28 protein-coding genes and 1 pseudogene are annotated in these 26,398 nt (G+C 27.3%); 27 read left to right on the plus strand and 2 right to left on the minus strand.

Going from position 1 to position 26,398, the window contains the following annotated elements; translation table 11 throughout:
* The first annotated feature begins 19 nt into the window (after positions 1-19).
* The 6 genes and pseudogenes from OW729_RS01020 (at position 20) to OW729_RS01045 (ending at position 4,902) form a co-directional block, all read left to right on the plus strand.
* Positions 20-547 (plus strand): RNA polymerase sigma factor, encoded by a 528-nt coding sequence (locus OW729_RS01020; RefSeq protein ID WP_268059536.1) that lies wholly within the window; start codon positions 20-22, stop codon positions 545-547.
* A 3-nt stretch (positions 548-550) separates the two neighbouring features.
* Complete coding sequence (locus OW729_RS01025) at positions 551-835, plus strand: hypothetical protein (protein WP_268059537.1); 285 nt, start codon at positions 551-553, stop codon at positions 833-835.
* On the plus strand, positions 832-1,695 hold the full coding sequence (locus OW729_RS01030; RefSeq protein WP_268059538.1) for an ABC transporter ATP-binding protein: 864 nt from the start codon (positions 832-834) through the stop codon (positions 1,693-1,695). Before OW729_RS01025 ends, OW729_RS01030 begins: the two co-directional genes overlap by 4 nt.
* 3 nt (positions 1,696-1,698) lie before the next feature.
* Positions 1,699-2,865 (plus strand): ABC transporter permease, encoded by a 1,167-nt coding sequence (locus OW729_RS01035; RefSeq protein WP_268059539.1) that lies wholly within the window; start codon positions 1,699-1,701, stop codon positions 2,863-2,865.
* The gene (locus OW729_RS01040) at positions 2,849-3,538 is read left to right on the plus strand and encodes a hypothetical protein (protein ID WP_268059540.1); all 690 of its coding nucleotides are present in this window, start codon (positions 2,849-2,851) and stop codon (positions 3,536-3,538) included. The genes OW729_RS01035 and OW729_RS01040 overlap by 17 nt, the downstream gene beginning before the upstream one ends.
* A gap of 464 nt (positions 3,539-4,002) precedes the next feature.
* Positions 4,003-4,902 (plus strand): annotated as a pseudogene (locus OW729_RS01045) (diguanylate cyclase).
* Between the two features lie 359 nt (positions 4,903-5,261).
* Here the strand turns inward: OW729_RS01045 and OW729_RS01050 are convergent.
* The gene (locus OW729_RS01050; protein WP_268059541.1) at positions 5,262-6,698 is read right to left on the minus strand and encodes a WG repeat-containing protein; all 1,437 of its coding nucleotides are present in this window, start codon (positions 6,696-6,698) and stop codon (positions 5,262-5,264) included.
* Between the two features lie 219 nt (positions 6,699-6,917).
* On the opposite strand from OW729_RS01050, the gene OW729_RS01055 reads away from it, so the two are divergent.
* From OW729_RS01055 to OW729_RS01155, 21 genes are all read left to right on the plus strand, one after another.
* Positions 6,918-7,235: a hypothetical protein gene (locus tag OW729_RS01055; RefSeq protein WP_268059542.1), complete on the plus strand. Its 318-nt coding sequence runs from the start codon at positions 6,918-6,920 to the stop codon at positions 7,233-7,235.
* 589 nt (positions 7,236-7,824) lie between these two features.
* Positions 7,825-9,750, plus strand: a complete 1,926-nt coding sequence (locus OW729_RS01060) for a DEAD/DEAH box helicase (RefSeq protein ID WP_268059543.1) — start codon at positions 7,825-7,827, stop codon at positions 9,748-9,750.
* Positions 9,751-9,899: 149 nt separating this feature from the next.
* Positions 9,900-10,802 carry a 5'-nucleotidase gene (locus OW729_RS01065; protein WP_268059544.1) on the plus strand — a complete coding sequence of 301 codons (903 nt, stop codon included), beginning with the start codon at positions 9,900-9,902 and terminating at the stop codon, positions 10,800-10,802.
* Between the two features lie 33 nt (positions 10,803-10,835).
* On the plus strand, positions 10,836-11,924 hold the full coding sequence (locus OW729_RS01070) for a CdaR family transcriptional regulator (RefSeq protein ID WP_268059545.1): 1,089 nt from the start codon (positions 10,836-10,838) through the stop codon (positions 11,922-11,924).
* A 305-nt stretch (positions 11,925-12,229) separates the two neighbouring features.
* Positions 12,230-13,483, plus strand: a complete 1,254-nt coding sequence (locus OW729_RS01075; protein ID WP_268059546.1) for a GntP family permease — start codon at positions 12,230-12,232, stop codon at positions 13,481-13,483.
* Between the two features lie 92 nt (positions 13,484-13,575).
* Positions 13,576-14,703: a glycerate kinase gene (locus tag OW729_RS01080; protein WP_268059547.1), complete on the plus strand. Its 1,128-nt coding sequence runs from the start codon at positions 13,576-13,578 to the stop codon at positions 14,701-14,703.
* Between the two features lie 362 nt (positions 14,704-15,065).
* The gene (tlp, locus tag OW729_RS01085) at positions 15,066-15,299 is read left to right on the plus strand and encodes a small acid-soluble spore protein Tlp (protein ID WP_268059548.1); all 234 of its coding nucleotides are present in this window, start codon (positions 15,066-15,068) and stop codon (positions 15,297-15,299) included.
* 284 nt (positions 15,300-15,583) lie between these two features.
* Positions 15,584-15,865 carry a hypothetical protein gene (locus OW729_RS01090; protein WP_268059549.1) on the plus strand — a complete coding sequence of 94 codons (282 nt, stop codon included), beginning with the start codon at positions 15,584-15,586 and terminating at the stop codon, positions 15,863-15,865.
* Positions 15,866-16,172: 307 nt separating this feature from the next.
* Positions 16,173-16,547, plus strand: a complete 375-nt coding sequence (locus OW729_RS01095) for a hypothetical protein (RefSeq protein ID WP_268059550.1) — start codon at positions 16,173-16,175, stop codon at positions 16,545-16,547.
* An 81-nt stretch (positions 16,548-16,628) separates the two neighbouring features.
* The gene (locus OW729_RS01100) at positions 16,629-16,961 is read left to right on the plus strand and encodes a hypothetical protein (RefSeq protein ID WP_268059551.1); all 333 of its coding nucleotides are present in this window, start codon (positions 16,629-16,631) and stop codon (positions 16,959-16,961) included.
* 31 nt (positions 16,962-16,992) lie between these two features.
* Positions 16,993-17,283, plus strand: coding sequence for a hypothetical protein (locus tag OW729_RS01105; RefSeq protein ID WP_268059552.1), 291 nt, complete (start codon positions 16,993-16,995; stop codon positions 17,281-17,283).
* A gap of 16 nt (positions 17,284-17,299) precedes the next feature.
* Positions 17,300-17,929 (plus strand): DUF5081 family protein, encoded by a 630-nt coding sequence (locus tag OW729_RS01110; RefSeq protein ID WP_268059553.1) that lies wholly within the window; start codon positions 17,300-17,302, stop codon positions 17,927-17,929.
* Positions 17,930-18,229 (plus strand): hypothetical protein, encoded by a 300-nt coding sequence (locus OW729_RS01115; protein ID WP_268059554.1) that lies wholly within the window; start codon positions 17,930-17,932, stop codon positions 18,227-18,229.
* Positions 18,230-18,240: 11 nt separating this feature from the next.
* Complete coding sequence (locus OW729_RS01120; RefSeq protein WP_268059555.1) at positions 18,241-19,734, plus strand: pre-toxin TG domain-containing protein; 1,494 nt, start codon at positions 18,241-18,243, stop codon at positions 19,732-19,734.
* On the plus strand, positions 19,735-20,166 hold the full coding sequence (locus tag OW729_RS01125) for a hypothetical protein (protein ID WP_268059556.1): 432 nt from the start codon (positions 19,735-19,737) through the stop codon (positions 20,164-20,166). It begins immediately after the preceding gene.
* Between the two features lie 715 nt (positions 20,167-20,881).
* Positions 20,882-21,397, plus strand: coding sequence for a pre-toxin TG domain-containing protein (locus tag OW729_RS01130; protein ID WP_268059557.1), 516 nt, complete (start codon positions 20,882-20,884; stop codon positions 21,395-21,397).
* A gap of 78 nt (positions 21,398-21,475) precedes the next feature.
* Positions 21,476-21,793, plus strand: coding sequence for an ATP-binding protein (locus tag OW729_RS01135; protein ID WP_268059685.1), 318 nt, complete (start codon positions 21,476-21,478; stop codon positions 21,791-21,793).
* 154 nt (positions 21,794-21,947) lie between these two features.
* Positions 21,948-23,039, plus strand: coding sequence for a radical SAM protein (locus OW729_RS01140; protein WP_268059558.1), 1,092 nt, complete (start codon positions 21,948-21,950; stop codon positions 23,037-23,039).
* Positions 23,040-23,221: 182 nt separating this feature from the next.
* Positions 23,222-24,661: a DNA phosphorothioation-dependent restriction protein DptF gene (gene dptF / locus OW729_RS01145; RefSeq protein ID WP_268059559.1), complete on the plus strand. Its 1,440-nt coding sequence runs from the start codon at positions 23,222-23,224 to the stop codon at positions 24,659-24,661.
* A gap of 376 nt (positions 24,662-25,037) precedes the next feature.
* Positions 25,038-25,472, plus strand: a complete 435-nt coding sequence (locus OW729_RS01150) for a nucleotidyltransferase family protein (RefSeq protein ID WP_268059560.1) — start codon at positions 25,038-25,040, stop codon at positions 25,470-25,472.
* Positions 25,465-25,893, plus strand: a complete 429-nt coding sequence (locus OW729_RS01155; protein WP_268059561.1) for a hypothetical protein — start codon at positions 25,465-25,467, stop codon at positions 25,891-25,893. The genes OW729_RS01150 and OW729_RS01155 overlap by 8 nt, the downstream gene beginning before the upstream one ends.
* Before the next feature lie 66 nt (positions 25,894-25,959).
* Here OW729_RS01155 and OW729_RS01160 read toward each other — a convergent pair whose 3' ends face one another.
* Entirely contained in the window at positions 25,960-26,271 is a 312-nt protein-coding gene (locus OW729_RS01160; protein WP_268059562.1) for a nucleoside triphosphate pyrophosphohydrolase, read from the minus strand.
* Positions 26,272-26,398 lie beyond the last annotated feature (127 nt).

The raw sequence follows: 26,398 nt of genomic DNA on the forward strand, positions 1-26,398 counted from the left end.
TAATACAAGGGGGGAGAAAATGGAGGAAGATTTAGAGTTAATGCAACGATTTAAAAATGGGGATGAAGAAAGTTTTGAAAAACTTGTTGTTAAGTATAGAAAGAATGCTATATGTTTTTGTGAAAGTTTTATACATGACTACCATATAGCAGAAGATATTGCACAAGAAGGTTTTGCTTATATTTATGTTTATAAAGAGAGGTACAATGAAAAGTATGCGTTCAAGACGTATTTATTTACAATCTTAAGAAATAAAAGTATTGATTATATAAGAAAAAATAGGAGTATACCTTTGGAGAAAATCCCCGATAATATTTCCCCATATGAAACTGAAAAGTTTGTGTTACAGAAGGAAGAAAGAAATTTAATTAAGGAAAAAATTAATAAATTAAATGATGATTATAGGACAGTTATTTATTTAATAGATTTTCAGGAGTTTAGCTATAAAGATGCAGCTAAAATTATGGGAAAAAACTTAATTCAGATAAAAGTTTTAATATATAGAGCAAGACAAAGATTAAAATTATTGATTAAAGAGGAGGGGTAAGTGTTGAAGCAGATATCAAAAGAAGATAGAGAATTTTTGCAGAGAGTTTTGGCAAAGACAACATATTTAGAATATTTGAAACATGAAGATGAGATTGTAAGAGAGAATTGCAGAAAAATAAGAAAAAAAAGAATGATAGTTTTTATAGCTTCAATACTAATTGCTACCTTATTTGTGGTTATAGTGAAATTTGCAAAATTTAACTTTGGAATTGTATGCTTTTTATCTGTAATAATGCTTACATTAGCATGTCTTTATGAGTATAGGGAGGAGAAAGTGGCACTATGAATATTACAATAAATAATCTAGGAAAATCTTATGGTAAAAAGGAAGTGCTAAAAGAGATTAATTTAGAGATTGAGGAAGGAATGTTTGGACTTTTAGGACCGAATGGAGCAGGTAAAACTACTTTAATGAGAATACTTACAACTTTAATACCAAAAAATCAAGGGAATATAAAAATAAACAATATAGATATAAGCAATAAAAAAGAGATTAGAAAAACAATAGGGTATCTTCCACAGGATTTTTCTATTTATCCTACTATGTCCGTATATGAAGCATTAGATTATTTAGCCCTTTTGGCAGGTATTAAAAATAGAAATATACGGAAAGAGAGAATAGAGTATTTACTACAAAAAGTAAATCTTGAAAATCACAAAAATACTAAAGTAAGGGCTTTATCAGGTGGTATGAAAAGAAGGTTGGGCATTGCACAAGCTATACTTCACCATCCTAAAATTATAATTGTAGATGAGCCAACGGCAGGATTAGATCCAGAGGAAAGAATAAGGTTCCGTAATCTTTTGAGGGATTTTTCAGAAGGTAGAATTGTTATTTTATCTACTCATATAGTAGAAGATGTAGAGTTTACTTGTGAGAATTTAGCTGTCTTAAACAATGGGGGATTATTATATACAGGTAAAGTTAAGGAACTTTTACAAGATGCAGAAGGATATGTTTGGACAGTTAATATTAAGAGAGAAGAGCTTGATAGTGTAAGAAATGAATATCAAATAATATCAACAGTTTCGGAAGGAGACTTAATAAAATTAAGACTTATATCAAAAGATAAACCTTTTGAAAATGCAAACAGTGTTAAACCTTCTATTGAAGATGCATATATGAAGCTTATGAAGGAGGTGTAGCTTATGTTTTGGAATTTATTTAAAAAAGAATTTAAATATATTTTTAGGAATATTACTTTTTATATATTTATAGTAGTTGTTGGTTTTTTTTACTTTAGTGAATTTTCTCAATCAACTAAAATTGAAAATTTAAAACCTTCTACACCAGAGGAACTTAGGGCTCAGAACAAACCAATTTGGTATGGGACTAAAGAAACAGTAGACCCTAAAAAGGAAATTAGAGAAATATATATGAATTTATATAGAGATTATCAATCAGGACAGATATTGAAAGATAAAATTATTTTGAATGTAAATGTGAATTTAAGTGAAGAAGAAAAACAATATATTAAGGAGGCTATGGATAAAATAGCCCCAGAGGAATATTTAGAGAAGAATGATGAAAAATTAATAAAGGTATCTTATGAGGAATACTTAAATATTGTAAGAGATTTAGATAAAAAGCTAGGGGGAGCTACCTTCTATGCAGATAAAAACAGAGAAGGCATAGTCAATGAGCCCAAAACTTATGAAGATGCAGTTAAAGATTATAAAGATCTCTTAGAGAAGGATAAAGTAACAAATGCTGCGGGAAGGTTGTTTTCGGATTATCTTGGTATTACAGCTGGAGTTTTCCCTGTATTTTTATCAGCTTTTATACTTATGAAAGATAAAAGAAATAAAATGCAAGAATTGATTTGTAGTAGGAGTATTTCCTCATATACTTATGTACTATCAAAGTATGCTGCTTTATGTACAGTCTTAATGATACCATTTTTAGTGTTTGCATCCTATGCCACTTTTACCTTTTATAAGATAGCTAAAGTTAATAATTATACTATTGATATGTTAGCATTTTTTAAATATACATTTTATTGGATAGGACCAACCATACTCTTTACTACGGCTTTAGGTATGCTTATTTCAATTGTTTTTAATAACGGAATAATAGCTATACCAATACAATTTATCTTATGGCACAGTTCTTTATTACCATTAAGTGGGGATTATTCTTTAAGTAAATTTGTTATTAGATTTAATACTTTAGGCGAATATTCAAATTATATTAAATGGAGCAGTAGTATAGCTTTAAATAGAATATTTTATGTTATAGTTTCTATTATATTAGCTTTGATTACAGCATATATATGGTCGAAAAAAAGAGGTGTAGTAGGTGAAAGAATCAAGTAATTTAATGAAATATAAAATAGATTATAATGCATTTAGTAAAAAAGATAGCATAGGGGCATTTAAAAATGTTTTGAAATATAATTTGAAAATAATGTTCAATTTAAATTTTATATCAGCTTTAGTTTTTGCTATGTTAATTCCGGTAATAACGAGTCTTAAATTATTAGACTATAAAGCTATAGCTTCAATAGGGGAAGGTTATCTTTCAATAATAGGAATAATATTAGTTCCATTTTTAGCTAACATAGAAAACAAGAATAATATTAAAGAAGTGATATACATTAAAAAAACGTCCTATGCTAAGACTGTATTAAGCCGTATTATTATAACAATGATTTTTATGCTTTTAATTATAATAAGCTTAATGATGTTAGCTAAAGTAGAGGGAAGTGTTTTTAAGTTTTGGGAAATTACTTTTGGAACATGGATTTCTGCTGCTTTTTTAGGGATGATTGGATTTACAGTAGCAAATTTAATTAATAATATTTCTGCAGCTTATTTAATTTCTTTTGGTTATTATATTGTGGAGTATATGAGTAAAGGAAAATACACTAAAGACCTGTATCTTTTTAGCTTAACTAAGGGTAGTTTTAGTAAAGGAAAATATATATTATTATTTTTAATTTTGATGATGCTCATATTTAATTTGATTATTATTAAGAGAAAAAGCTGATTTATATATTTTTATTAAAGTAAGTCATATTCTATGCCATTTTAAGTAGCAAGTATCAGAAAGAATATATATTTGATAAGTGTTAAAAATATATGATAGGAAGTGAATATATGGAAAGAATGTTCATCAATTTATTAATTTTACTTAGATGGACAATACACTTATTATTAATGTAAATCAAGCAAAATAGTCATGTATAAGTGATATATAAAACAGTATTATTAATATAATAAATTGTTATATAATATGCTTATTTAGGTTGCCTTATAAATTAAAGGCAACTTATTTTTGATTTGAATGATATATTTTATATATGATTGCAAATAGGAGTTGTAGTTTTAAGGATGAATAGACATAGCTTAAACTATTTATGATATAATATTAATTATTAGTTAGTTATAAGTCAACGATATAAATAAAATGTATCTAATAAATGAATATTTTAATATATTAGGAGGACATATATGGATGAACACTTTTACAAAAGAATACTAGAAAGTATTTGTGAAGGTATATACTACATTGATAATAAAAGAATAATTAAATTTTGGAATAAGGGAGCAGAAAAAATTACTGGATTTACTTATGATGAAGTTATAAATAAACATTGCCATATAAATATTTTGAAACATATAGATGATAAGGGAAATGAGCTTTGTTTTGGTGGATGTCCACTATGTAACACAATAGAAGATGGACAGAGAAGAAAAATGCAAATTTATTTGCAACATAAAAATGGTCACAGAGTTCCTGTGGAGATTTATACCATCCCTATTTATGATAAAGGTAAAATTGTTGGTGGAGTAGAAATGTTTACAGATATTACAGAAAAAAAACAGGTATTTACACGTATTAAAGAGTTAGAGGAGTTAGAAAAATTAACTATGAAAGATTATCTTACTAACTTACCAAATAGAAGATACTTAGAAAGATATTTAGAGTCTAAATTGAGTGAATATAAGAATATGGGGATAGAGTTTGGAATAGCGTTTATAGACGTGGATAACTTTAAAAAAGTTAATGATACATATGGACATGATATGGGAGATAAAGTTTTAAAAATGTTATCATGTACGTATACTAATTCATTAAGAAAATCTGATATAGTAGGCAGATAGGGTGGAGAAGAATTTATAGTTATATTTGTAGGTATTGATGAAAAGAGGTTACCTATAATTACAGAGAAAATTCGTATGTTGGCTGAAAAGTCAAGTATAAGAATGGATAATGATTTAAAAGTAACTATATCCATTGGAGCAACTATGATTAAAAAAGATGATACCATAGGTACTCTTATTAAACGTGCAGATGAATTAATGTATCATAGCAAGAAGAAGGGGAAAAACAGAGTAACTATCGGGTAGTTTGTAATAAGGTTAGGCTTTGAATGATTTAAAAGTAGTAAGTTAGTAAATGATGACAATAAATTATTTGATGAGTTTTGTGATTATACTGATGGAATTTATAGAGAACAAGAGATGTTCAAGAGAGCTTAAAAGAATTATTCGCTTTAATGATAAAATTGATAATTTAATATTTTAAAAAATATTACTACTTAATAATGAATTATCACACTATCTTATTGTAAAAATATTAAAAAAATTAAAAAAACTAGGTGTTAGCATAATAATACTTTTACCTAGTTATTCTTAAATAATTTAATTCTAAAATTTTTATGGAAGTTTACGCAAGATTCTTGACAGACTCACTGAAAGTGGAGGCACTACTCCTTAATCTTAAGGAATAGTGCTTTATTATTTTGTTTTAATATAATATTATATTCACAGGGAATGTTAGAATTAATTGGTGCAATGTCATCATATTCAATTGATTTAACTATCTTTCCATTGATATCTGTGATACCCCATTTGTTATTAAGTTTCACTGCAAAATAATTTTTAGATATATGTCTTATTTCATCATAGTTAAGATCAATCTTATAAGCACCATTGATATCTACTACACCATACTTATTATTTATATTTACAATACATGTGTTATCTTTAAATTCAATAAAATTGCTACATTTTGGTGGTATTATTACTTTACCTTGTCTATTTATAAATCCATACTTTTCAATGATATATTTACTGGTATATTCATTTCTAGAAACTCTAAATAAATCTTTATCATAATAATCAATGTCATTATATTTATCATTGGTTAATATAGTTCTATTCTTATCTGTTAGCCTGTGATTACCATCAATTAAAAGTACCATATTTTTATCGTCTAAATACACTAAATTTGTAGTGTCCTGTGGCTTGATAATGTATTTTCCTTTGCTATCTATAATAGCTTCCTTGTATTCCATCCCTGTGCTATCTATAATAGCTTTATTATTTTTTACCCCAACTCTATAAAATCCATTTTCAATAGGCATAATAAATTCAAATTCATAGGGTATTAAAATGTTAGCATTTTTGTCAATAACTCCATCTTTATTTTTTAAACCTACACATGATTTACCATTTTCAAATCCCGAAGCGCTCTCAAATTTATATGGTATTATTAAGCTGCCTTTTTTATCTATAAATCCCCATTTATTATCTTTGCAAACTGGAACTAATTCTTCTTTTTCATAGGAAAGACCTACATTGTCAAATATAAATGGAACTATTGTTTTACCTTTAGAATCTATAAATCCATATTTCCCATTTTCACTTTTGTAAGGTAGAAAATTAGGATCACTTATATTAATAGACTTCATATCTGTTGGTTTTACTATTTCTTTTCCATTTTCATCAAAATATCCACACTTTTCATTACTAACAGACATATATATACCTTTACCTAAACGTAATGCGGAATCATAACCTTTGCTTATAGTATCTCCATTTTTATTAATTAACTTATATTCACCTTTTAAAGTGTAAATTAGAATAGATTTTTCTTTATCAAAACTAGCATCAGGATACATATAACGAACTGTTTCTTTAGTAATTAATTCACCTTTATCATTGATAAGTTTATAACGATGGCTTAATCTTTTATTGTAAGTGTCAAGCGCATAGACGTCTTTTCCTAAATATTCAGCACTTGAAATATTCTTTATGTCATCTGGAAGGGTAACGGTTTTCCCAGAAACAAAAGGACTATTGCAAGATGTAAGAAAAAGAATAGACATTCCTATAAAAAAACTTTTTAACCCTTTGGTCATAAAACCGTCCCCCTGTTTTTACTAATTTCATATAATATGGCAATATGCTCAAGAATATATTACCATATTATATATTTTTTATACAATTATTTAATGAAATACTATAGAAAATATGATATATTTTTTACTATAGTTAAATAACAATAGTATCTTAAAATAAATGAAGAATAAAAGAAAAAAAGATGAGGGGGATGTATTATTGATACAAAAATGTGAAAAATGTTCCTGTCAATTTTCAAAAAAAAGATTATAAAATCAATTTTCTTTGGTTTTGGTTATCAACCTATTGAATGTGATAATTGTAAGACTAAACATTATGTTGATTTTACAACAAGAGTATTTATTGCTTTAGGAATAGGAATACCACTATTTATTTACCCAGGTTCAAAGAGAATTATTATGGCTTTTGGAAAGTATTCTATATTAGTAGGTATTTCTTGGGTCGTAGTATTTATGGGTTTAGTACCGTTTTTTGCAAGATATCATATAAAAAAATGGAATAAGTACAATATTTTAGTATATGATGAATTTATCTAAAATCTAATTTCTTAGGAGTTTTAATTATAATCCAACTAATAATGTTAAATTTTAAATAACTAGCTTAAAGCTGTAAAATTACAATTTGTAAACATTACACTATAAAATAATCTAAAAATAAATTTAGGTTATTTTATTTTTTTATAAAATAGGAAAAGGACGGGATTAAAAACAATATTTTATTTACCACAATCATTTTCTAAGTCAATAATATAATCTTATTTTTTTTACAGATTAAACAGTATAAGAAGCATCAAAATAATTTATATTTTGCCTAAGAGATATGATTTTAAATAAATGGATTTGTAATGACACTAGATAATGAATAAGTGTCAATATTTGATAAAACGTGTATATATTTGTATAATATGGTTATGAATATATTTTTTACAAAAATTATTTCAATTAAATCTATTTTAAAAAATGTAAGTGACGTTATATAAAACATAACTTAATTAAATAATAAAGTTTCACAATTTCATAAATATATAATTATGTATTTAAAATTTTTAATTATGCAATCTCTTTAAATAATGGAGCATAGATGATAAATAGAATTTTTATTAGGTATAAAGATGGAGGAATATATATGGCAATTACGATACCTGAAAGCATTAGTATGTTAGAAAGTGTTACTGTAGGAGAAAAAAGAGTTTTTAAAGTTTTAAAAGAAATGTTACCGGAGGATTATATTATATGGTTTGATTTAAGAGTAAATGGTAGATATCCTGATTTCATAATATTGGCTCCAAATTTAGGAATCATAGTTTTAGAAGTTAAGGATTGGCAAATCGGATCAATAGTTTCAGGAGATACTAATCAATATGAGCTTAAAACTATGGGAAAATGTTCTAATCCATTAAAACAAGCTAGGGATTATATGTTTAATATTGTAAATGAATTAAAAAAAGATAAAAAGCTAATTAATAGTACAGGAAAATATAAGGGGAATTTAAAGTTTACTTATGGACATGGAGTTATTTTTACAAAGATATCAAAAAAATCTTTTTATGCATCTAAACTAGAAAGTACTATAGAGGAAGATTTTATTATATTTCAAGATGAATTAAAACAAATAGAAAATAGTTATGATAAAGATATGTTAATAGAAAAACTAAAACTTATGTTTCCAATTAAATTTGATTTTGAACCTTTAACCCAGAGTACTATGGATAGAATAAGAGGAAATATTTTTAAAGAAATAAAGCTCTCATCAGATAATGAATCTATTCTTAAAGTGATGAATTTGGAGCAAGAAAAATATGCAAAAGGAATAGGCTATGGACATAGGGTTATAAGAGGAGTTGCCGGAAGTGGGAAGACTATAATCTTAATATGTAGAGCTAAATATTTAATGGAAGCACATAAAGATTGGAATATATTAGTGTTATGCTATAATAAAACATTAGCAGCTTTTTTAAGAGAATCTATATGCAAAGATGAGAATCAAAGTAATATAGAGATTATACATATGCATGGTTGGATTAATAAGATATCTAGAGAATTGAATTTGCCAATAGCCCGTTACGATAAAGATGTTACAAGTAATATTTCTAAAATTACAGATGACATGCTAGAAGGATTAAAAAAATACGATGCTATTTTAATTGATGAGGGACAAGATTTAGAAGAAAAATGGCTTAAATTTATAGTTAAAAATCTTAGAAATCCAGAGCATAGTCATTTGCTTTTAACTTCAGATGGGGCACAAAATTTATATAGTAGAAAATATACTCTAAAGTCAGTTGGAATAAAGGCTGTCGGTAGAACAGTTATTATGAGAGAAAATTATAGGAATACAAAAGAAATTCTTAATTTTGCTAATGGAATTTTATTAGACAATAATACTAAGAAGAATAATAATGAAGAAGAAAATGATTTTATTATAGAGCCAAAGTCAATATTAAGAACAGGCAATGTTCCTAATGTGATTCAACAAAAAATTTTTCAAGATGAAGTTGATAATATCATTTCACAAATAGCAGAGTTAAATAAAAGTGGTATAAGATATGGAGAAATCGCTGTATTATATCCTTATAGTAAATATCTTAAAACAGAATATGTAAAAATTATTGAAGAAAATTTTAAAGATAAATCTATACCATATTTATGTATTAATAAAGCTGTAAACAAAGCCAATTTTAGACTTGATAGAAATGAAGTTAAAATATCTACTATCTATAGTGCCAAAGGATTAGACTTTAAGGTTGTATTTATCTGTGGAATAAATGAAGGTCTTATGAAAAACTATGAAGAATCTAAAAAATTATTGTATGTAGGAATGACTAGAGCTACAGATATATTAAAAGTTGCTTATAGTGTTAATAATGAACTAACAGAAGCTATGATAAGAAGCTATAAAGAAATAAGTGCTGATAAGTCAAAAGAAAAACTGATTGATATAAATTGTAAAGATATAGAAAAAAATTCAGTTAAAACAGAAATAGCAAAAGGTAGCAAATCAGAAGGAAAAAAGAAAGGAATTATGAGTAAGATATTTGATTTGTTTAAGTAAGGGTAAGAAATTAGAGCTAAAAGTCTTTATAGAGAAGAATTAAGGTATAGATATAAAAGTATTTTATAAATCATTAAACGAGGTAATAATATTCAATATAATAATAATGAGGGCAGTTATCAATAATATGTAAGTAGGTGGGGAAGCATATGGCATATAATTTAAAGGATAAGTTAGTGATAGCAATATCATCTAGAGCAATCTTTGATTTAGAAAAGGAAAATGAAATATATGAAAAACAAGGACTTGAAGAATATACTAAGTATCAAGTGGAAAATGAAGATAAGATTTTGGAAAAAGGGGCGGCTTTCCCACTGATACAAGCTCTGCTTAATCTAAATGATAAGTTTGATGAGCCAATAGTAGAAGTAATTGTAATGTCAAGAAACAGCCCCGAAACAGGATTAAGAGTTTTCAATAGTACAAAACATTATGGATTAAATATAGTTAGAGCGGCGTTTACAGGGGGAGAAAATATAGCACCGTATTTAGGTGCATTTGATGTTGATTTATTTTTATCAAAAAATGAGCATGATGTACAAGAAGCTATAGACAATGGATTTGCATCTGCACTAATTTATAATATTCCTAATGAATTTAAGCCAACAGAGAGTGAAATACGTATAGCATTTGATGCTGATGCCGTTGTGTTTTCAGAAGAATCGGAAAAAATATATAAAGAAAAGGGATTAGATGCTTTTTTAGAAAATGAAAAGAACAATGCAGAACAGGTACTACCAGAAGGACCTTTTGGAAAGCTTTTAAAAACACTATCAAAAATTAAAGAGAAGGACAGTTCTTTATTAAAAATAGCTATAGTAACAGCAAGAAATAGTCCTGCACATAAGCGTGTTATTCTAACACTTAGAGAATGGGGATGTAAAGTTGATGAGGCATTTTTTCTAGGAGGAGTATCAAAAAAACAAGTTCTTAAGGCTTTTAATGCTCATATATTTTTTGATGATCAAGAAGTTCATGTTGGTCCAGCTTCTGAATTGGTTCCATCAGGGCGTGTACCATATAAATCACAGTCAGATATGAGAAAATTTTAATAGATATTAAATTATAAATATAAGGTGATTCAGATGATACAGTTAAACAAGCAACTAGCTCAAGATATAGTAAATAAGATGATGGAGGTTATACCATATAATGTAAACATAATGAACTCAGAAGGAGTCATTATTGGTAGTGGGGATAGCACAAGGATAGGAAAAATCCATGAGGGAGCGGTTAAAGCTATCTCACTAAAAAAGCTTGTAATGATTTATAAAGATAAAGGAGGAGCTAAGCCAGGAGTTAATATGCCTATTTATTTTAAAGGAGAAATTATGGGCGTGATTGGTATTAGTGGAGAACCTGATATAGTAAAACAATTTGCATCCATAGTAAAGGCAACCGCCACACTGCTTATAAATCAAGAGTATATGTTTTCAGAGCAGAGATCAAGGGAGCAACTTAAGGATGAACTACTTTATCAATGGGCATTTTTAATAGATAAATATGATGAAGATTTTATAAAAAGGGCAGCAGAGTTAAATATTGATTTAACAATTCCTAGAAAAGCTGTAATAATAAGCTCTAAGCGTTTTGAGAATATTAAAATAGACAAAGTAAGAACCTATATAGAACAAAAAGAGTATATTATTAGGATTAATCCTGAAGAGGTAGTTTTATTGTTGAAAGATGATAAAATTTTAAATTACAGAATAAAACAAATTTACAAAGAGGATTTTCTTAAAAATAGTGTTATAGGTGTAGGAACTAATAATGCTATAATATCAAAATCTGTACAAGAGGCTTTAAAGTGTGTAGAAATTATCAAGAAATTAGATTTTTCAATGGAACTAAATGAGTATAACAAAATTATTCCTATAGATGCCCTTAGTAATGTACCATATAAAGAAAAATACTTTAACATTATAAAAAAATTGCAAGAAGAAGGAAAAGGTTCGGATCTTATAGAAACTCTAATATGTTTTATAAAAAATAATGGAGAAATTAATAGTATTGCTAAGGAATTGCATATACACAGAAATTCACTGAATTATAGAATAAGAAAAATTCAAGATATTACTGGCAAAAATCTTAGAAATTATACAGATTTACTAGAGCTTTTTACGGCATTAGTAGTATTTAAATTAGATAAATCTGACAAATCAAAATCTCAATGAAATGCTATTCAAGGATTTGCCCACTATAAAATTTTTAATTACTTTAAAGTATAGTTAAGGGTGAATATAAATTTGGATAAATATTTTTAAACTATAGGTGGATTTTTAAGTTCCTAAAGTTTAGAATGGCGCTTATTTCATTAGATTTTTATTTTTTGTAGTATAAAATTTTGAAGGCTTTTGTGCAAATGAACAAAAATATTATTCTAATAATTTATCCCTTACACGATGATGTGTGAACACTTATATTATAAGATTAACATGAAAACGAAATCATAAAATGCTTGTGTAAGGAGGAATTTAAAATGGAAGTTACAGCTTTAGGGGCATTAATAGGACTAGTTTTAGCTATTATACTTATTATTAAAAAAGTACATCCAACTTATGGCTTAATTATTGGAGCTATAGTAGGAGGATTAGTAGGGGGAGCAGGGCTTACCAATACTGTTACCTTAATGATGAATGGGGCAAAAGGTATAATTCCAGCAGTACTTAGGATATTAACAGCAGGTGTATTAGCAGGAGTTCTTATAGAATCTGGAGCAGCGGCAAAAATTGCAGAGACTATAGTAGATAAGCTTGGAGAATCCAACTCACTTATAGCACTTTCTATTGCAACGTTGGTTTTAACTTCAGTAGGAGTATTTGTAGATGTATCAGTTATTACTGTTGCGCCTATAGCATTAGCTATTGCTAAAAGAGCAAATCTTACTAAAACAGCAATACTTATTGCTATGATAGGTGGAGGTAAAGCTGGAAATATTATATCACCAAATCCTAACGCAATAGCAATTTCAGATAGTTTTAAAGTGCCTTTAACTTCAGTGATGGCAGCAGGAATAATCCCGGCAATATTTGGATTTATAGTTACTTGTATTATAGCAAAAAAGCTTGCTCATACAGGTTCTAAAGTTACAGAAAATGAAATACAAGTTACGTCAGAAGAAAAGCCAAACTTTTTTGCAGCTATAATAGGACCATTAACTGCAATCATAATATTATCACTAAGACCTATGTTAAATATTAGTATTGATCCTTTAATAGCTTTACCTGTTGGAGGTATAGTAGGAGCTTTATGTATGGGTAAAATAAAAAACATTAGTAAATATGCTAGTGCAGGATTAGCAAAGATGAGCGGAGTGGCTATACTTCTTTTAGGAACTGGGACATTAGCAGGAATTATTGCAAATTCAGAACTTAAGAATGTTATAATAAATGGATTAAATGCAGCAGGACTTCCTTCTTTTGCATTAGCTCCAGTAGCAGGTATTCTTATGGCAGGTGCTACAGCATCCACAACTTCAGGCTCAGCTGTTGCAAGTCAAGTATTTGGACCAACAATACTTCAACTTGGAGTTAAGCCTCTATCAGCTGGAGCTATGATTCATTCAGGAGCTACAGTAATAGATCATTTACCACATGGAAGTTTCTTTCATGCTACAGGCGGAAGTGTGTTTATGGACATGAAAGAAAGACTTAAGCTTATATCTTATGAATCTATTGTAGGATTGACAATGACCATAGTGTCTACAATTATTTTTGGATTTGTATTAAAATAGTAAAAATTCGATGTAAGTAAATGGAAGGGGGTGGACTTTAGCAAAGACATAGACAAATAGTAAGTATTTAATATGTTTTGCTAAAGATTACTATGAAATTTGTATTAGCACCAGACTCATTTAAAGAGAGTATGACTGCAAAAGAAGTAGCAGATGCTATGGAAAAAGGAATAAAAAAGATATTGCCTAATGCGGAATGTATTAAAGTCCCTATGGCTGATGGGGGAGAAGGAACGGTTCAATCTCTTATAGATGCTACTTCAGGAGAATTAGTAAAAGAAAAGGTTATAGGACCTTTGGGAAATGAAATAGAAGCCTCATTTGGAATTTTAGGAGATGGAAAAACAGCAGTAATAGAGATGGCTAGTGCAAGTGGACTTCATCTCGTAAAAAAAGAAGCTAGAAATCCACTTATAACTACTACTTATGGTACAGGTATGCTTATTAAAGCTGCGTTAGATAAAGGCGCTGACCATATACTAATAGGTATAGGAGGAAGTGCTACTAATGATGGTGGTGCAGGAATGATACAAGCATTAGGAGCAAAACTTCTTGATAAAAACGGAAAAGATATTTCGTTTGGTGGAGGAGCGCTTAGTAATCTAGCTAAAATAGATTTGTCTTGTATTGATCCAAGATTACAGAATTTAAAAATAGAAGTGGCTTGTGATGTAAATAATCCTTTAGTAGGGGAAAATGGAGCTTCTCATGTATTTGGGCCTCAAAAGGGGGCAAGTTTAGAAATGGTGAGGATTCTTGATAGGAATCTTGATAATTATGCAAATGTAATAAAAGAAAGCCTGGGAAAAGATATAGCTAAAGTACCTGGAGCAGGAGCAGCGGGTGGACTTGGAGCAGGCTTAATGGCATTTTTAGATGCGGAACTTAAACGTGGAGTAGATTTAGTTATACAAGCTACGGATTTAGAAGAAAAAATGAAGGGTGCAGATTATGTTTTTACTGGAGAAGGAAGCATAGATTTTCAAACTATTTGTGGAAAAACTCCTTATGGAGTGGCTGTATCAGCTAAAAAATTTAGTATTCCAGTAATCGCTTTTGCTGGGAAAATAGGAGATAATGTTGAAGTTCTTTATAACTCTGCTATAGATTCTATTATAGGAATTTTACCTGAAGCAGTGGATTTAGAAACAGCCCTTAAAGAAGGAATTAAAAATATGGAAAGATCAGTAGAAAATATAGTTAGAATATTAGCTTTATAATTATTTTAAGTAAGCAAATAAAATGTGATATATAATAAAATCAACTAGACTTGATAGAAAATCAAATTTAGTTGATTTTTTATTTAAAAAGTTATACACAGAATAATCCACAGGTTGTGGAAAAATGGAAAAAATTACAAAATACAATTAATTGTTTTAAATATAATTTTATTTTAGAAATGTATCTATGAGATATAAACGAGTTTTACTGTAGCCATCGTAATTAAAATAATAAATTTAGCTAATATAATAAACAAAAGTGTTAAATTTTCGCTGTATAACAAAATATATTTCTACTAATAATAAAAGAGAAGTGTTTGTCTACAAAAACTATATTTTTTATATTAAAGGAGATATAAGTTATGAAAAACAAACCAAACCCAGATGATAGAAAAGATAATGTAGATAAAATCCAATACAATATTAGTAAAACTATTCAAAACTGTGAGCTTGCAGATGAAATGATTGCAGAAACAAGTGATGAAAAAATGAAAAAAACATTAAAAGAGAAAAATGTAAGAAGAAAAGAAGCTCTTAATGGAATGAGAAGAGAAATTGAAGATGAAGCAAGGGATAAGAAAAACGGATATAGATAATATTTAATGGATGAAAAGTAGGATTATAAAGAAGAATAGTCCTACTTTTTTTATGTATTAAATAAACGGCGCTACGACCCTGGATAATGGATTCTAAGCCTCAATTGGAGTTTAAAACTTCATTTGAAGCTAAAAATCCTATTTATTTGAGGAGTAATTTGGGGTAGATTAATGAATGACTTAAATTTTATTTACTTTAAATTACATATAAGTTATAATTTAAGCTACTATATTACATGTATCCTTTACAATATGAATAATCTGTATTAAAAAAGGAGATAAATATGAATTTAAATTTGATGTTTAGAGTAATTACTGTACTATTGGGATGTTTAAGTATATTTAAAGGATTCACATTAAAAAAAGCTTCTATAAGTGTTGAGCGAGTTTATGAAGAAAAATTGTCTAAATATTTTTTATCCCAAAAATTGTTTAAAATTATAAATGGTTGTTTTTTTATTTTACTTGGTTGTAAAGATTCTGATCTACGCATTATTCCAATAATAGTGCCTACAGTATATGCTATATTTTTTATGCTAGATTACTGGTATTTTTATAAAAAATAATATAACTAATTTATTCATTAGGATTATTTATTAATCCATTATTAAAAAACAACTTAGATTTAATATTAATGTATATTTGTCTTGGATTTACTAATCTATGTTTTCTTATTAAACCTAATCTTTCTCTAAAAGCTTTCTATCGGGTAAATATAACAAGTAAAGATATACTTATACTTCGAGTACAAGGATTTTTGTTTGTTGTGTTATGTATTTTAAAGTTAATAGAGCAAATGTAATTTTATGGTGTGATTTCATTAGATTTTGTTTATCAATTTATATTTCATAAAAATAATTTTCTAAAAGGAGAGTGGATACGATTAGAGGATTTATATTATTTTTAGTTTTATCTATTCAATTTATTTTAGAAATTATTTTTACAGGTGATATACCAATGAGAGTAGATATATGGGATATTACTTATATTGTATTATTTTATATTATTGGATTTTTGGTTATTTTTATTAAAAACAAAAATGCACAATATAAAAGCACTATAATCATATCTTCTATGTTTGCTATTATATGGTCAATTTCTTTGATAAACTTAATTTTATGTCCATGTAAATATAAAAGCTATGTTATAGATATTTTAGGGGTTTTAGGATCAATTAGCTTCATTGTTTTTTCATTGTATAGAAAAGAAGCTTATCGCAATAAAATTACTCTTTATATATGGAAATGATTATATATTCTTGTAAAAATATATAGTTTTATTGTATTATATAATCATGAAAAAATACATTATGGTGAATTGTGAGGAATAATGAGTAAAAAGGAATATTATAGAAGAAAAATGAAGGAATATAAAAAAGCTAAAAATGAATTGGAATTATATAAACAAGAACTTGATAGATATTTAGATAAAGCTATAACACATTTCAGAAGTTTTAGTACTGTGTATGAAGCAGAATATAATCTGCAAGGGGAAGTAATGGATAATTTTAATTATAAATCAGAAAATTTTAGCAAAGAAATTAATCAATTATTTGATAAAATTGAAAATGATATAAGAATTGTTAATAACCAAAAGATTAGAGCGAATGACTTATATAATAAATATAGAGAATTATATGAAGCTGCATGTAGACATCATTAGTAATATAATTGTTTTAGTTAGGAGATAAAAGATGCTTTATAAATTAGATAATAGTATACATGATGACATAGGAAATTTTATAAAGGGTAATAAAACGTTACAAGACTCTTTAGATAAAGTTAATGAAGTAATATCAATTTTAGACACAGATATATGGCAGGGAAAAAGTAAAGAATCAGCAATAAGTTTGATGACAATATTAAAAAAATATCACGAAATGCTTTTAAGTGTAGCGGAAGATAATGTAGATGCAATGATTAAATTAGAAAACAATGCTGATGAATATATGCACAATGGTAAAATGCCATCTTTATGGAAATAGTATGGAGGAACAAAAGATGATTAGTGCAAGTGAATTATACTATCTAAATAGGGCGCTAGATGGAACACCGATTTTGGGTATAAATCCTGTTGAGACTTTGATAAATAATGATGAATGTGAAGATTCACCAAAAGAATCATTAATTAGGAAAAAAATATTAGAAAGTAATGATAGATTAAATGAAAAATCATTTAGAATTATTAATGATTTAGAAAAATATAAAAAGGCTAAAAAGCATATATGGATTAATGATTTATTAATAGCAATAGATGAGACCGACTTTTTAATATTTTTAAAGAATAGTAAAAAAGGACAAGTTATCATTGAAAGGACAATAAAATCTCTTATGCTATGTGAAATAATAAAAAAATATCAATTTTTATGGAATAGTACAAAGGTAGAAGATGGTGAAAAAGAAATAATAAAACCTAATGATTTTATCTTAAATAAACTGTTAGATAAAAAAGAAAATGAAGTATTATGTATACAAAAAAAAGAAAATGAAAGTTTTAGTGTATGTAACATTTACTATAAAGAAGATTATGTATATAAATATGATTTATTAAATAAGCAGTTAACTAAAATAAATCCTAGAGACATACGGCTAGAACTTGCAAATATATTTGAACTAAGGGTGAGTAAATAAATGGAGGATACGATAAAGGTAAGTGATGAACTAAAAAATATTGCAGATAAAATAGATGAAGCGGCAGAACTAGTAAATGATGCGACTAAAATCTATCAAGAATCTTTTGAAAGTTTTATAGGAATATATTTAGGGAAAGCAGAAAATAATGAAAAAGTGCTGGCAAGTAGTTTTATTAAAGCTTTAAATACATTAAATTATTTTTATGGACAAGCAGAGTATTATGTGAATTATTGCTTAGAAAATTTAAGAGCTCAAGATAAAGAAGAAGCGGAAAGTTATAATTCAAATGCGGTATAGGAGAAAATAAAATGAGAAATTATATTTTAGATTCAGATCTTTTGTCTAAGAAAACTACTGATGCCTATTCTATACTGTATTATATGACAACATTTCTAAATAATATAGAAGAAACCAGCAGACAGGCTTTTGAAGAAATAAATAGCCATGATGAATTAGGAAATGAAGATTATATATCAATAAAAAGTAATATACAACACATTAAAGAATATATGGATAAATATAAAGTTTTCGGAGTAGTAACCAGTGGAGCTGGACAAAATAGCAGTTTGGGGTATTATTATAATAAGAGTACTATATATGAAAGTAGCACTGTTGGTTATAGTAGTAATGATGGATTTATAGGAGAATATCAAAGAGAAGTAGATGATAAATTTTATAATGCTCAGGTTAAAACTATACAAAAATTAAGGGATTCAAAGCTTCAAGATATAAGAGTGGATAATAACGTAGGAATAAAAGGTGAAAGACCGTTATCTTTATTTGCTATGCAAACAAAAGTATCAGATGGAATTGACAAGGAAAAGATTGGTTTAGAAGACTTGTTTGGATTTGGAAGAATATTAATAGCTATGCATAAAGAGTATGAAGATATGAAATCTCAAATAGATGAGTATAATAAGAGTTTGCCAGAGTATAGTTCAGAAAAATCTTCAAAGTTCTTACCAGACTTTATTAGTAAATTTATATTTGATGCTGAGATAGATAAAGAAAAAATTAATAGTTATGATGATTATATAAATAAAATGGTGAGATTATCAGATTTTGATTATGAAACAGATGATGAAAGAACCTTATCTATAGGAGCAAATTTCATACCAATTATCGGTCAATATAAAATGGCAGCTGAAATAATTGAAGGAAAGGATCTAGTATCAGGAAGACACTATAGTATAGGAGAACAGTTATTTGCTGTAGGTACCGTAGGTGCAGTAAGCTTGCTTGGAAAGATATATAAGGGTGTAAAAGCAGGAAGGGCAATAGGAGTAGAAGAAACAACAGGAAAAGTAAGTGAAGAAACTGTATTTGCTATGAATGGTGTAGGTAAGACTAGTGGAATTGAAAATTTAGCTAAGAATATAACAAAAAAGATTATTGGGAATGAAGAAGGGATAGCTAAGGGAGCGGGTAACCCTGAAATCTTCAATAAAAAAATTACAATAGATAGTGTTAAAAATAATCTAGATATGTTCAAAGGGAAATCAGCTTACGAAATAGCCGAAGCTATGAGGAAGAGTGGTTATGATGTAGTAGTTGAAAAGTCAAAGAGGTCAAGGTCAGGAGCAGTAGTTGTTAGGGTAAATAATGCTTCTGAAAGTGGAGGTAGAAATATTCAAATGCTACAAGTATCACCAGGTGGAGGAAGACATGGAGAACTCCCATATATTAAAATAAGTACAACATCATCAGAGGTTGGAAAAATAAAGATAGTTAATGGAACTGAAGAGTTTTATAAGGCTAGTGGAGAAAAAAATGTTACAGTAATTTTTACAGGAGGGAACTAAATGATTGATATAAATGCACCAATTATTCCATATGAAGGAATGGGAGGGATAAAACTATATAGTACTATTAAGGAATTAAAAGAAATTTTAAGTGGTGATAATGTAAAGGCTACAGTGTTAAATAATTTATGGATTAGGTATGATATAGAAGATTATTTACATTTATTTTTTAATTTAGTAAATGGTAAGTTATTTAGAATAACTACACTTAATGGCTATAAAGGGTTGTTGTGGAATAAAATTAGTGTTGGAATGAAAGCAGAAGAATTCATTAAAATTGAGCCATCATTTAAGTATGATGATTTTGAAGAAGTATATGAATGTGATAAAGGGGTTTTCATTGAAACAGATGCAGATGAAGATAAGGCAATATGGATTTCAGTATATGTTAAAGAACTGGATGAAGATGATTTTGATGAAGGCAATTGGTAGTAACAATGCAAAATTATAATATAAGTAACTGCATAATGATACTACTTGAAACAGTATGATAAAATCAACAAATGATAAGGTAGAATTAGTAGCATAATATAAATAATTTATTGAAAAGATGAAGTGAACTAGCTGAATTTGAGTAGGCTGGTTCATTATTTTTTTAGTAGTTAACATATGTTATAAATACACCATTCAAAAGAACTATATCAAAAAGCAACGATAACACATCAGAAAACAGAGTGTTAAAGGACTGTGAATAAGAGTGGCATTGAATTTAAAAGTGATGAATAAAGGCAAAAACAACTGATTTAATAGAAATTGATAGGTGATTAAAATCTTTTTAGCAATATCTTAAGTATAAGCATCTGATAAAGGAGTTACTATACAATCAACACTAGCAACTTTAGGAGTTAGTAAAACCAGGCTGAAAGCGATGTGTAGGTTGATGAGCTAAGAAAACCTAAGCTTAATAATTCTGATTAAAAGTTGATTGGTTTCATAACAATAGTATGTGTAAGATAAAAGGTTTAATGGTTCAGTAGATAAAAGTATCTAATAAAAGATTTTCTAGATAATTAAGCCTAGTGACTTTATAAACCAGTAAAATGAGCATAAAAGATATGTGTAACCTGATAGGCAAGGAAGATCTAGGCTCAATAATGAGTATAATGAGAGTCTGCCAGAGTATAATTCAGAAAAATCTTCAAAGTTTTTGCCAGACTTTATTAGTAAATTTATATTTGATGCTGAGATAGATAAAGAAAAAATTAATAGTTATGATGATTATATAAATAAAATGGTGACATTATCAGATTTTGATTATGAAACAGATGATGAAAGAACCTTATCTATAGGAGTAAATTTCATACCAATTATCGGTCAATATAAAATGGCAGCTGAAATAATTGAAGGAAAGGATCTGGTATCAGGAAGACACTATAGTATAGGAGAACAGTTATTTGCTGTAGGTACCGTAGGTGCAGTAAGCTTGCTTGGAAAGATATATAAGGGTGTAAAAGTAGGAAGGGCATTAGGAGTAGAAGAAACAACAGGAAAAGTAAGTGAAGAAATTGTATTTGCTATGAATGGTGTAGGTAAGTCTAGTGGAATTGAGAATTTAGCTAAGAATATAACAAAAAAGATTATTGGGAATGAAAAAGGGATAGCTAAGGGGGCGGCTAAACCTATTAGAGAGCAAATGTTAGAGTCATCATCAGCTAAAATGTAGGTAGTTTAGTGTTATCAGCATCTAGATTTAAAGTATGGACTATTTATCCTTCAACTACCCAAAATCATTTATATAAGCATCGTAGATGCGCTCTACGAGCTTACAGCAAAGGAAATAGAAATAAAAAACTTTAATGCTACTAATGCAATGGTTAAGGTAGCTGGATTTCCACACTTAAAGGAAATGAAGGACTTTGATTTCGACTTTCAACCTAAAATAAATAAAAAACAGTTTTTAGATTTTCACAGTTTAAGATTTTTGGAGAGTAACAGCAATATAATTTTAATAGGAAACAGTGGTGTGGAAAAAACTCATCATTCCAGTATTGTAAATATACTAGGAAATTCTTATAGAACAGCTTCTGCTCTATCTAATATATCTAACAAGGCTAACTAGCAAAACTGTATATAAAAATATTGGCACAATTGTACAAAAAAATGTTGACATTAATATAATATTATAGTTAAAAGCATATATGGTAGAGTATTATATGATAAAATATATATCTAGATTTATCGTTTAAATAAAGAGTTTGGGATGGGAGTAAATAATGAGCAAAGAATTTAATTTATCTGAATATATGAGTGAAGGTATTGAAAATATAGTAAAGAACATTTTAAAAGCATCCATAAAAAATCCAAAGGAGAGTGCATTTGTAATAAAATATATGTTAGCAGTAAAGGATGCAAAAAATAAAAGGGATATGTTAGAAAGTAAAGGTGAACATATACCACCATTTTTTATGGGAAGCATTGCTACTAGTTGTAATTTATATTGTAAAGGATGTTATGCAAGAGCTAATAAATCCTGTGGAAATAATATAAAAGGCAGTGAGATATCAGAAGAAAGATGGGGAGAGATATTTAATGAAGCAAAGGACCTCGGAATTTCATTTGCATTATTATTAGGAGGAGAACCATTAATGAGAAGAGGGGTTATTGAAAAAGCTTCTTCTGTTAAAGAAATAGTTTTTCCAATCTTTACAAATGGAACTATGTTTGATGAAAAGTATATAAACTTATTCGATAAAAATAGAAATCTTGTGCCAATGATAAGTATTGAAGGTGATGAATATCAAACTGATAACAGAAGGGGAATAGGAACTTATAATTCAATAATGACTGCCATGGATAATTTAAATAAAAAAAGAATTTTATTTGGATGTTCTGTAACTGTAACAACTGAAAATATAATGACTGTTACAAGTAAAAAGTTTATACAGGAGCTTTACAATAAAGGAACAAGAGCATTAGTATTTGTAGAGTATGTTCCAGTAACTAAATCTACTAGAAATCTTGCACCTACAGATAAAGAACGTTTAATATTAGAAGAAAATATAGTACAGTTAAGAAATATATTTAAAAATATGGTGTTTTTATCATTCCCCGGTGATGAGAAATATGCAGGTGGATGTTTATCCGCTGGAAGAGGTTTTTTTCATATAAATGCTAATGGTGGAGCAGAGCCATGTCCATTTTCGCCATATTCAGATATTAATTTAAAAGAATGTAGTTTAAGAGAAGCTTTAAAATCACCATTATTTAAAAAACTTAAAGATAATGAAATGTTACTTGGAGATCATGATGGTGGATGTTTATTATTTGAAAAAGAAGAAGATGTTAAAGAGTTGTTAGGATTGTAACAAAGTAAGATTGACTAAAAAGAGCATCTGTTTTAAATACATCTCTATCAAGTAAAGAGGGATATATTTAAAATGGGTGCTTTTATTGTGGGGAAATATGTAATATGATAGCGTATTATATGATAAAATATACATAACGATGTAAATGGTAAAAGTTAAATTATAGGAAGGGCGATTTATAATTGAAAAAAGATACTTTTAGTTACTTAGATGAAAATTATAGATATTTAAATAATTATATAAGGGATTTTAATGAGGAATTATTTATTTCTCCACATAGCTCAATTATTAAAGGGAAAACTTTTACTGAAAATCTAACTAGAGAAGCATGTAAACTAGTAGGATATGGATTATTAAACAGGATGACTCAAGAGGAAAGATTGGTACAATTAGAGAATGAAGGAACATTAGAGGGGGAAATATTAAAATCATTTCATACAATTAGAATGCTTAGTAACAAAGAAAATTATGCTGATGTTGAAGAAGAATTAGAAGTAGCTTTAAATATACATAAAAATATTTATAAAATTACTGCTTGGTTTGTTCAAACTTATATTGACAGTAAGTTTGAAACTGATACATATGAAATTCCAATGCCATTAGAAAATAAAGCGTATGATATTAATTTAGAAATTATATATAAAGTCATAAAAAATATAAAAAATATGGAAAATACAATAGCTAAAACACAGGATGATGATAAAAAGAATGAAGAAGCCATGGATGTTTTTGACATAAATGAAAAAGAGGAAGCAGAGAATATTTTTGAAGACCTTATGATTGAAAGCATTATTAATAACGAATCAGATAAAAAATGTTTAATACAAGAATTATCTAAACTAAAAGAGTATTCAAAAGAAACTAGTGAAGAATCAGGTGAGTTTACTAATCTTGAAAAGTATATGAACATCGAAAGTGGGACTAAAGAAGAGTTAGAATCTATAAATTTTAGTGAGTGTAATATACTAACATTAAAAGATGGCAAGGTTCATTCAAGTTATATAAAATCTTTAATAACTAAAATTACAGATTCATCAGAGCTTAATATTTTCTATAATTCGTACAAAAAAAATTGTACTAAGTGCAGCAATTGTGATTGTTGTCCCATTAAGGCAAATTATGAATTACTAAGCAATGAAAATGTACAAGATTCAATAGTAGATTTATTGGGTAAATGTATTATTAAAAACAATATAACAATTTCAACAAAAGAATTAATAAATGTTATATATGAGTTAATAGTTCCAGAAACATATATTGATGTTAATTCTCCAATGTTTAAAAGGAAAATTTCTAATCTTAATGATTTGAATTATATAAAATTACTTATGCCTAATATGATTTTTAATCATAAAAAATTGTCTTTTATATTTCAAGAATTAAATACTTTAGATCCTTTAAATGTTAAAAACCAAAAGATAGATGATTTTATAATAGAGTTCAATAATTCTAAAGACGTATTATCTTATTTTAAAAAGTATATTGATTATCCAAAAGGTTATCTTGATAAGATTAAAGACATAGAGGATAAGGAAACAGAATATAAAAACATAAGGGATGAATTATTAAATTTATTTATTAGAAGTTATTATCTTTCTGGAAAGGGAGATGTTAGAAAGTAAAGGTGAATATATACCACCATTTTTTATGAGAAGCATTACTACTAGTTGTAATTTATATTGAGAATATTAGAAGTATAATGTGCTAAATAATCTATGGTTTGGTATTAAATGAGCAAATAGTGATTAAAGTATAGTAGAGTGGATAATATTATTAAAAGAAAGTATCGGCTATGGTATAATTGTTTTAAGCTGTGTTTTAGTAATTTGTTGATTTCGTATGATTTCAAAAACAATACTAAAGAAGAATTGTAATTTTCATTATAATAGACTTAATGATTTAAGACATAGAATTAGGTTACTAAAGGAACGTTCACAGGTATATATGTTTACATTCTTTTAAAACATAGTCTTGTTTTAAAATTAAGGAGGAATTTATATGAGCTTTAATGAAGTGCCTATAGCTGAGAATAATAGAGATGAAGTACTTAAAATTATCCATAGCGATTTATTTAAAAATATATTTTTAAATAATGGTATTACTAATGTTATAATTTTTGGAAGTCTAGCATCAGGAATTTTTAATGAGGAATCAGATATAGATATTGCAGTAATTTCAGAAGATAAAATTTCTTTTAATACTGAATTAAATATTACATTAGAACTTGAAGAATTATTAGGAAGAAACATAGATTTTATAGACATAAATGATGAAAACATTAATAATATAATCAAAATAGAAGCTTTAAATAGTGAAGAAGTAATAATCAAAGACAACCTATTAGATGAAGCATTAAAATCATATGACAGGCTTTACAGAGAAAATGAAGAATTTTGGTATATATTAGATAAGGTGGTTTTGGATAATGAATAAAGAAAGATTAAGAAAATTAATATATGATTTAGATATTACCACAAATGATATTGGAAAATCTATTGAATTATTAAAAAAGTATATGGATAGTCCAGAACTAAAAGATGAATTTTCAAATAGCTTAAAATACAAGTATTTAAGTTTGTTTATTATATATGAAGATTTTATATCAATGCTTTTAAAAGAATATAATTTGTATCAAATTGGCATGTCAGTAGATAATGCAATAAAAAAGCTTAAAGAAAATAATATATTAAATGATGAACAAGGGAATTATCTGAATGCAACAAGATTGATTAGGAATAAGATAGGGCATAGGTATAAGCAACCATCTATAGAGAGTATAATTGAATTTTTGGAAAATAGTAAAAATATGCAAAATGAAATTTATAAATATATAAAAGGATTTTTAACTAAGTAACAATAACTCCAGAGGCTTGGAAAATAAACATTATCATATCCAATTGAAATGATAATGTTTATTTTGTTATTCATATACTTTTTCTAATACAATATTTTTGTCAAATCCACCTCGTTCTTCTTTTTTAGAGAGTCCTTTATTTAACAGTTCATCCTCGGAAAATCCAAGACTTTTGGCAAGGGAAAAAATCACTTCCATTATGTCTGCAAGCTCTTCAAGATTCTTATCTTGATGAAATTCTAAAATTTCCTCATCAAGTTTTGCTTCAAGAAGCTTAAGAGCTTCAGAGTTATCAGCAATATGTGTATCAAATTGTTTTCCAGAATTATTTATGATTTCAGGGATTTTATCACGAACTAGTTTGTTATATGTAGGCATTTTTTAAGACCTCCTTATATTATTTTAAACATTTACTTTATGTGATAGACACTAAATTTGTGTAGAGAACAATCGTTATCTGTAATTATATGATAAAATATATTTACATACAATATGTGAATATTAT

The sequence above is a fragment of the Clostridium brassicae genome, assembly GCF_026738875.1.
Lineage (GTDB): Bacteria > Bacillota > Clostridia > Clostridiales > Clostridiaceae > Clostridium_H > Clostridium_H brassicae.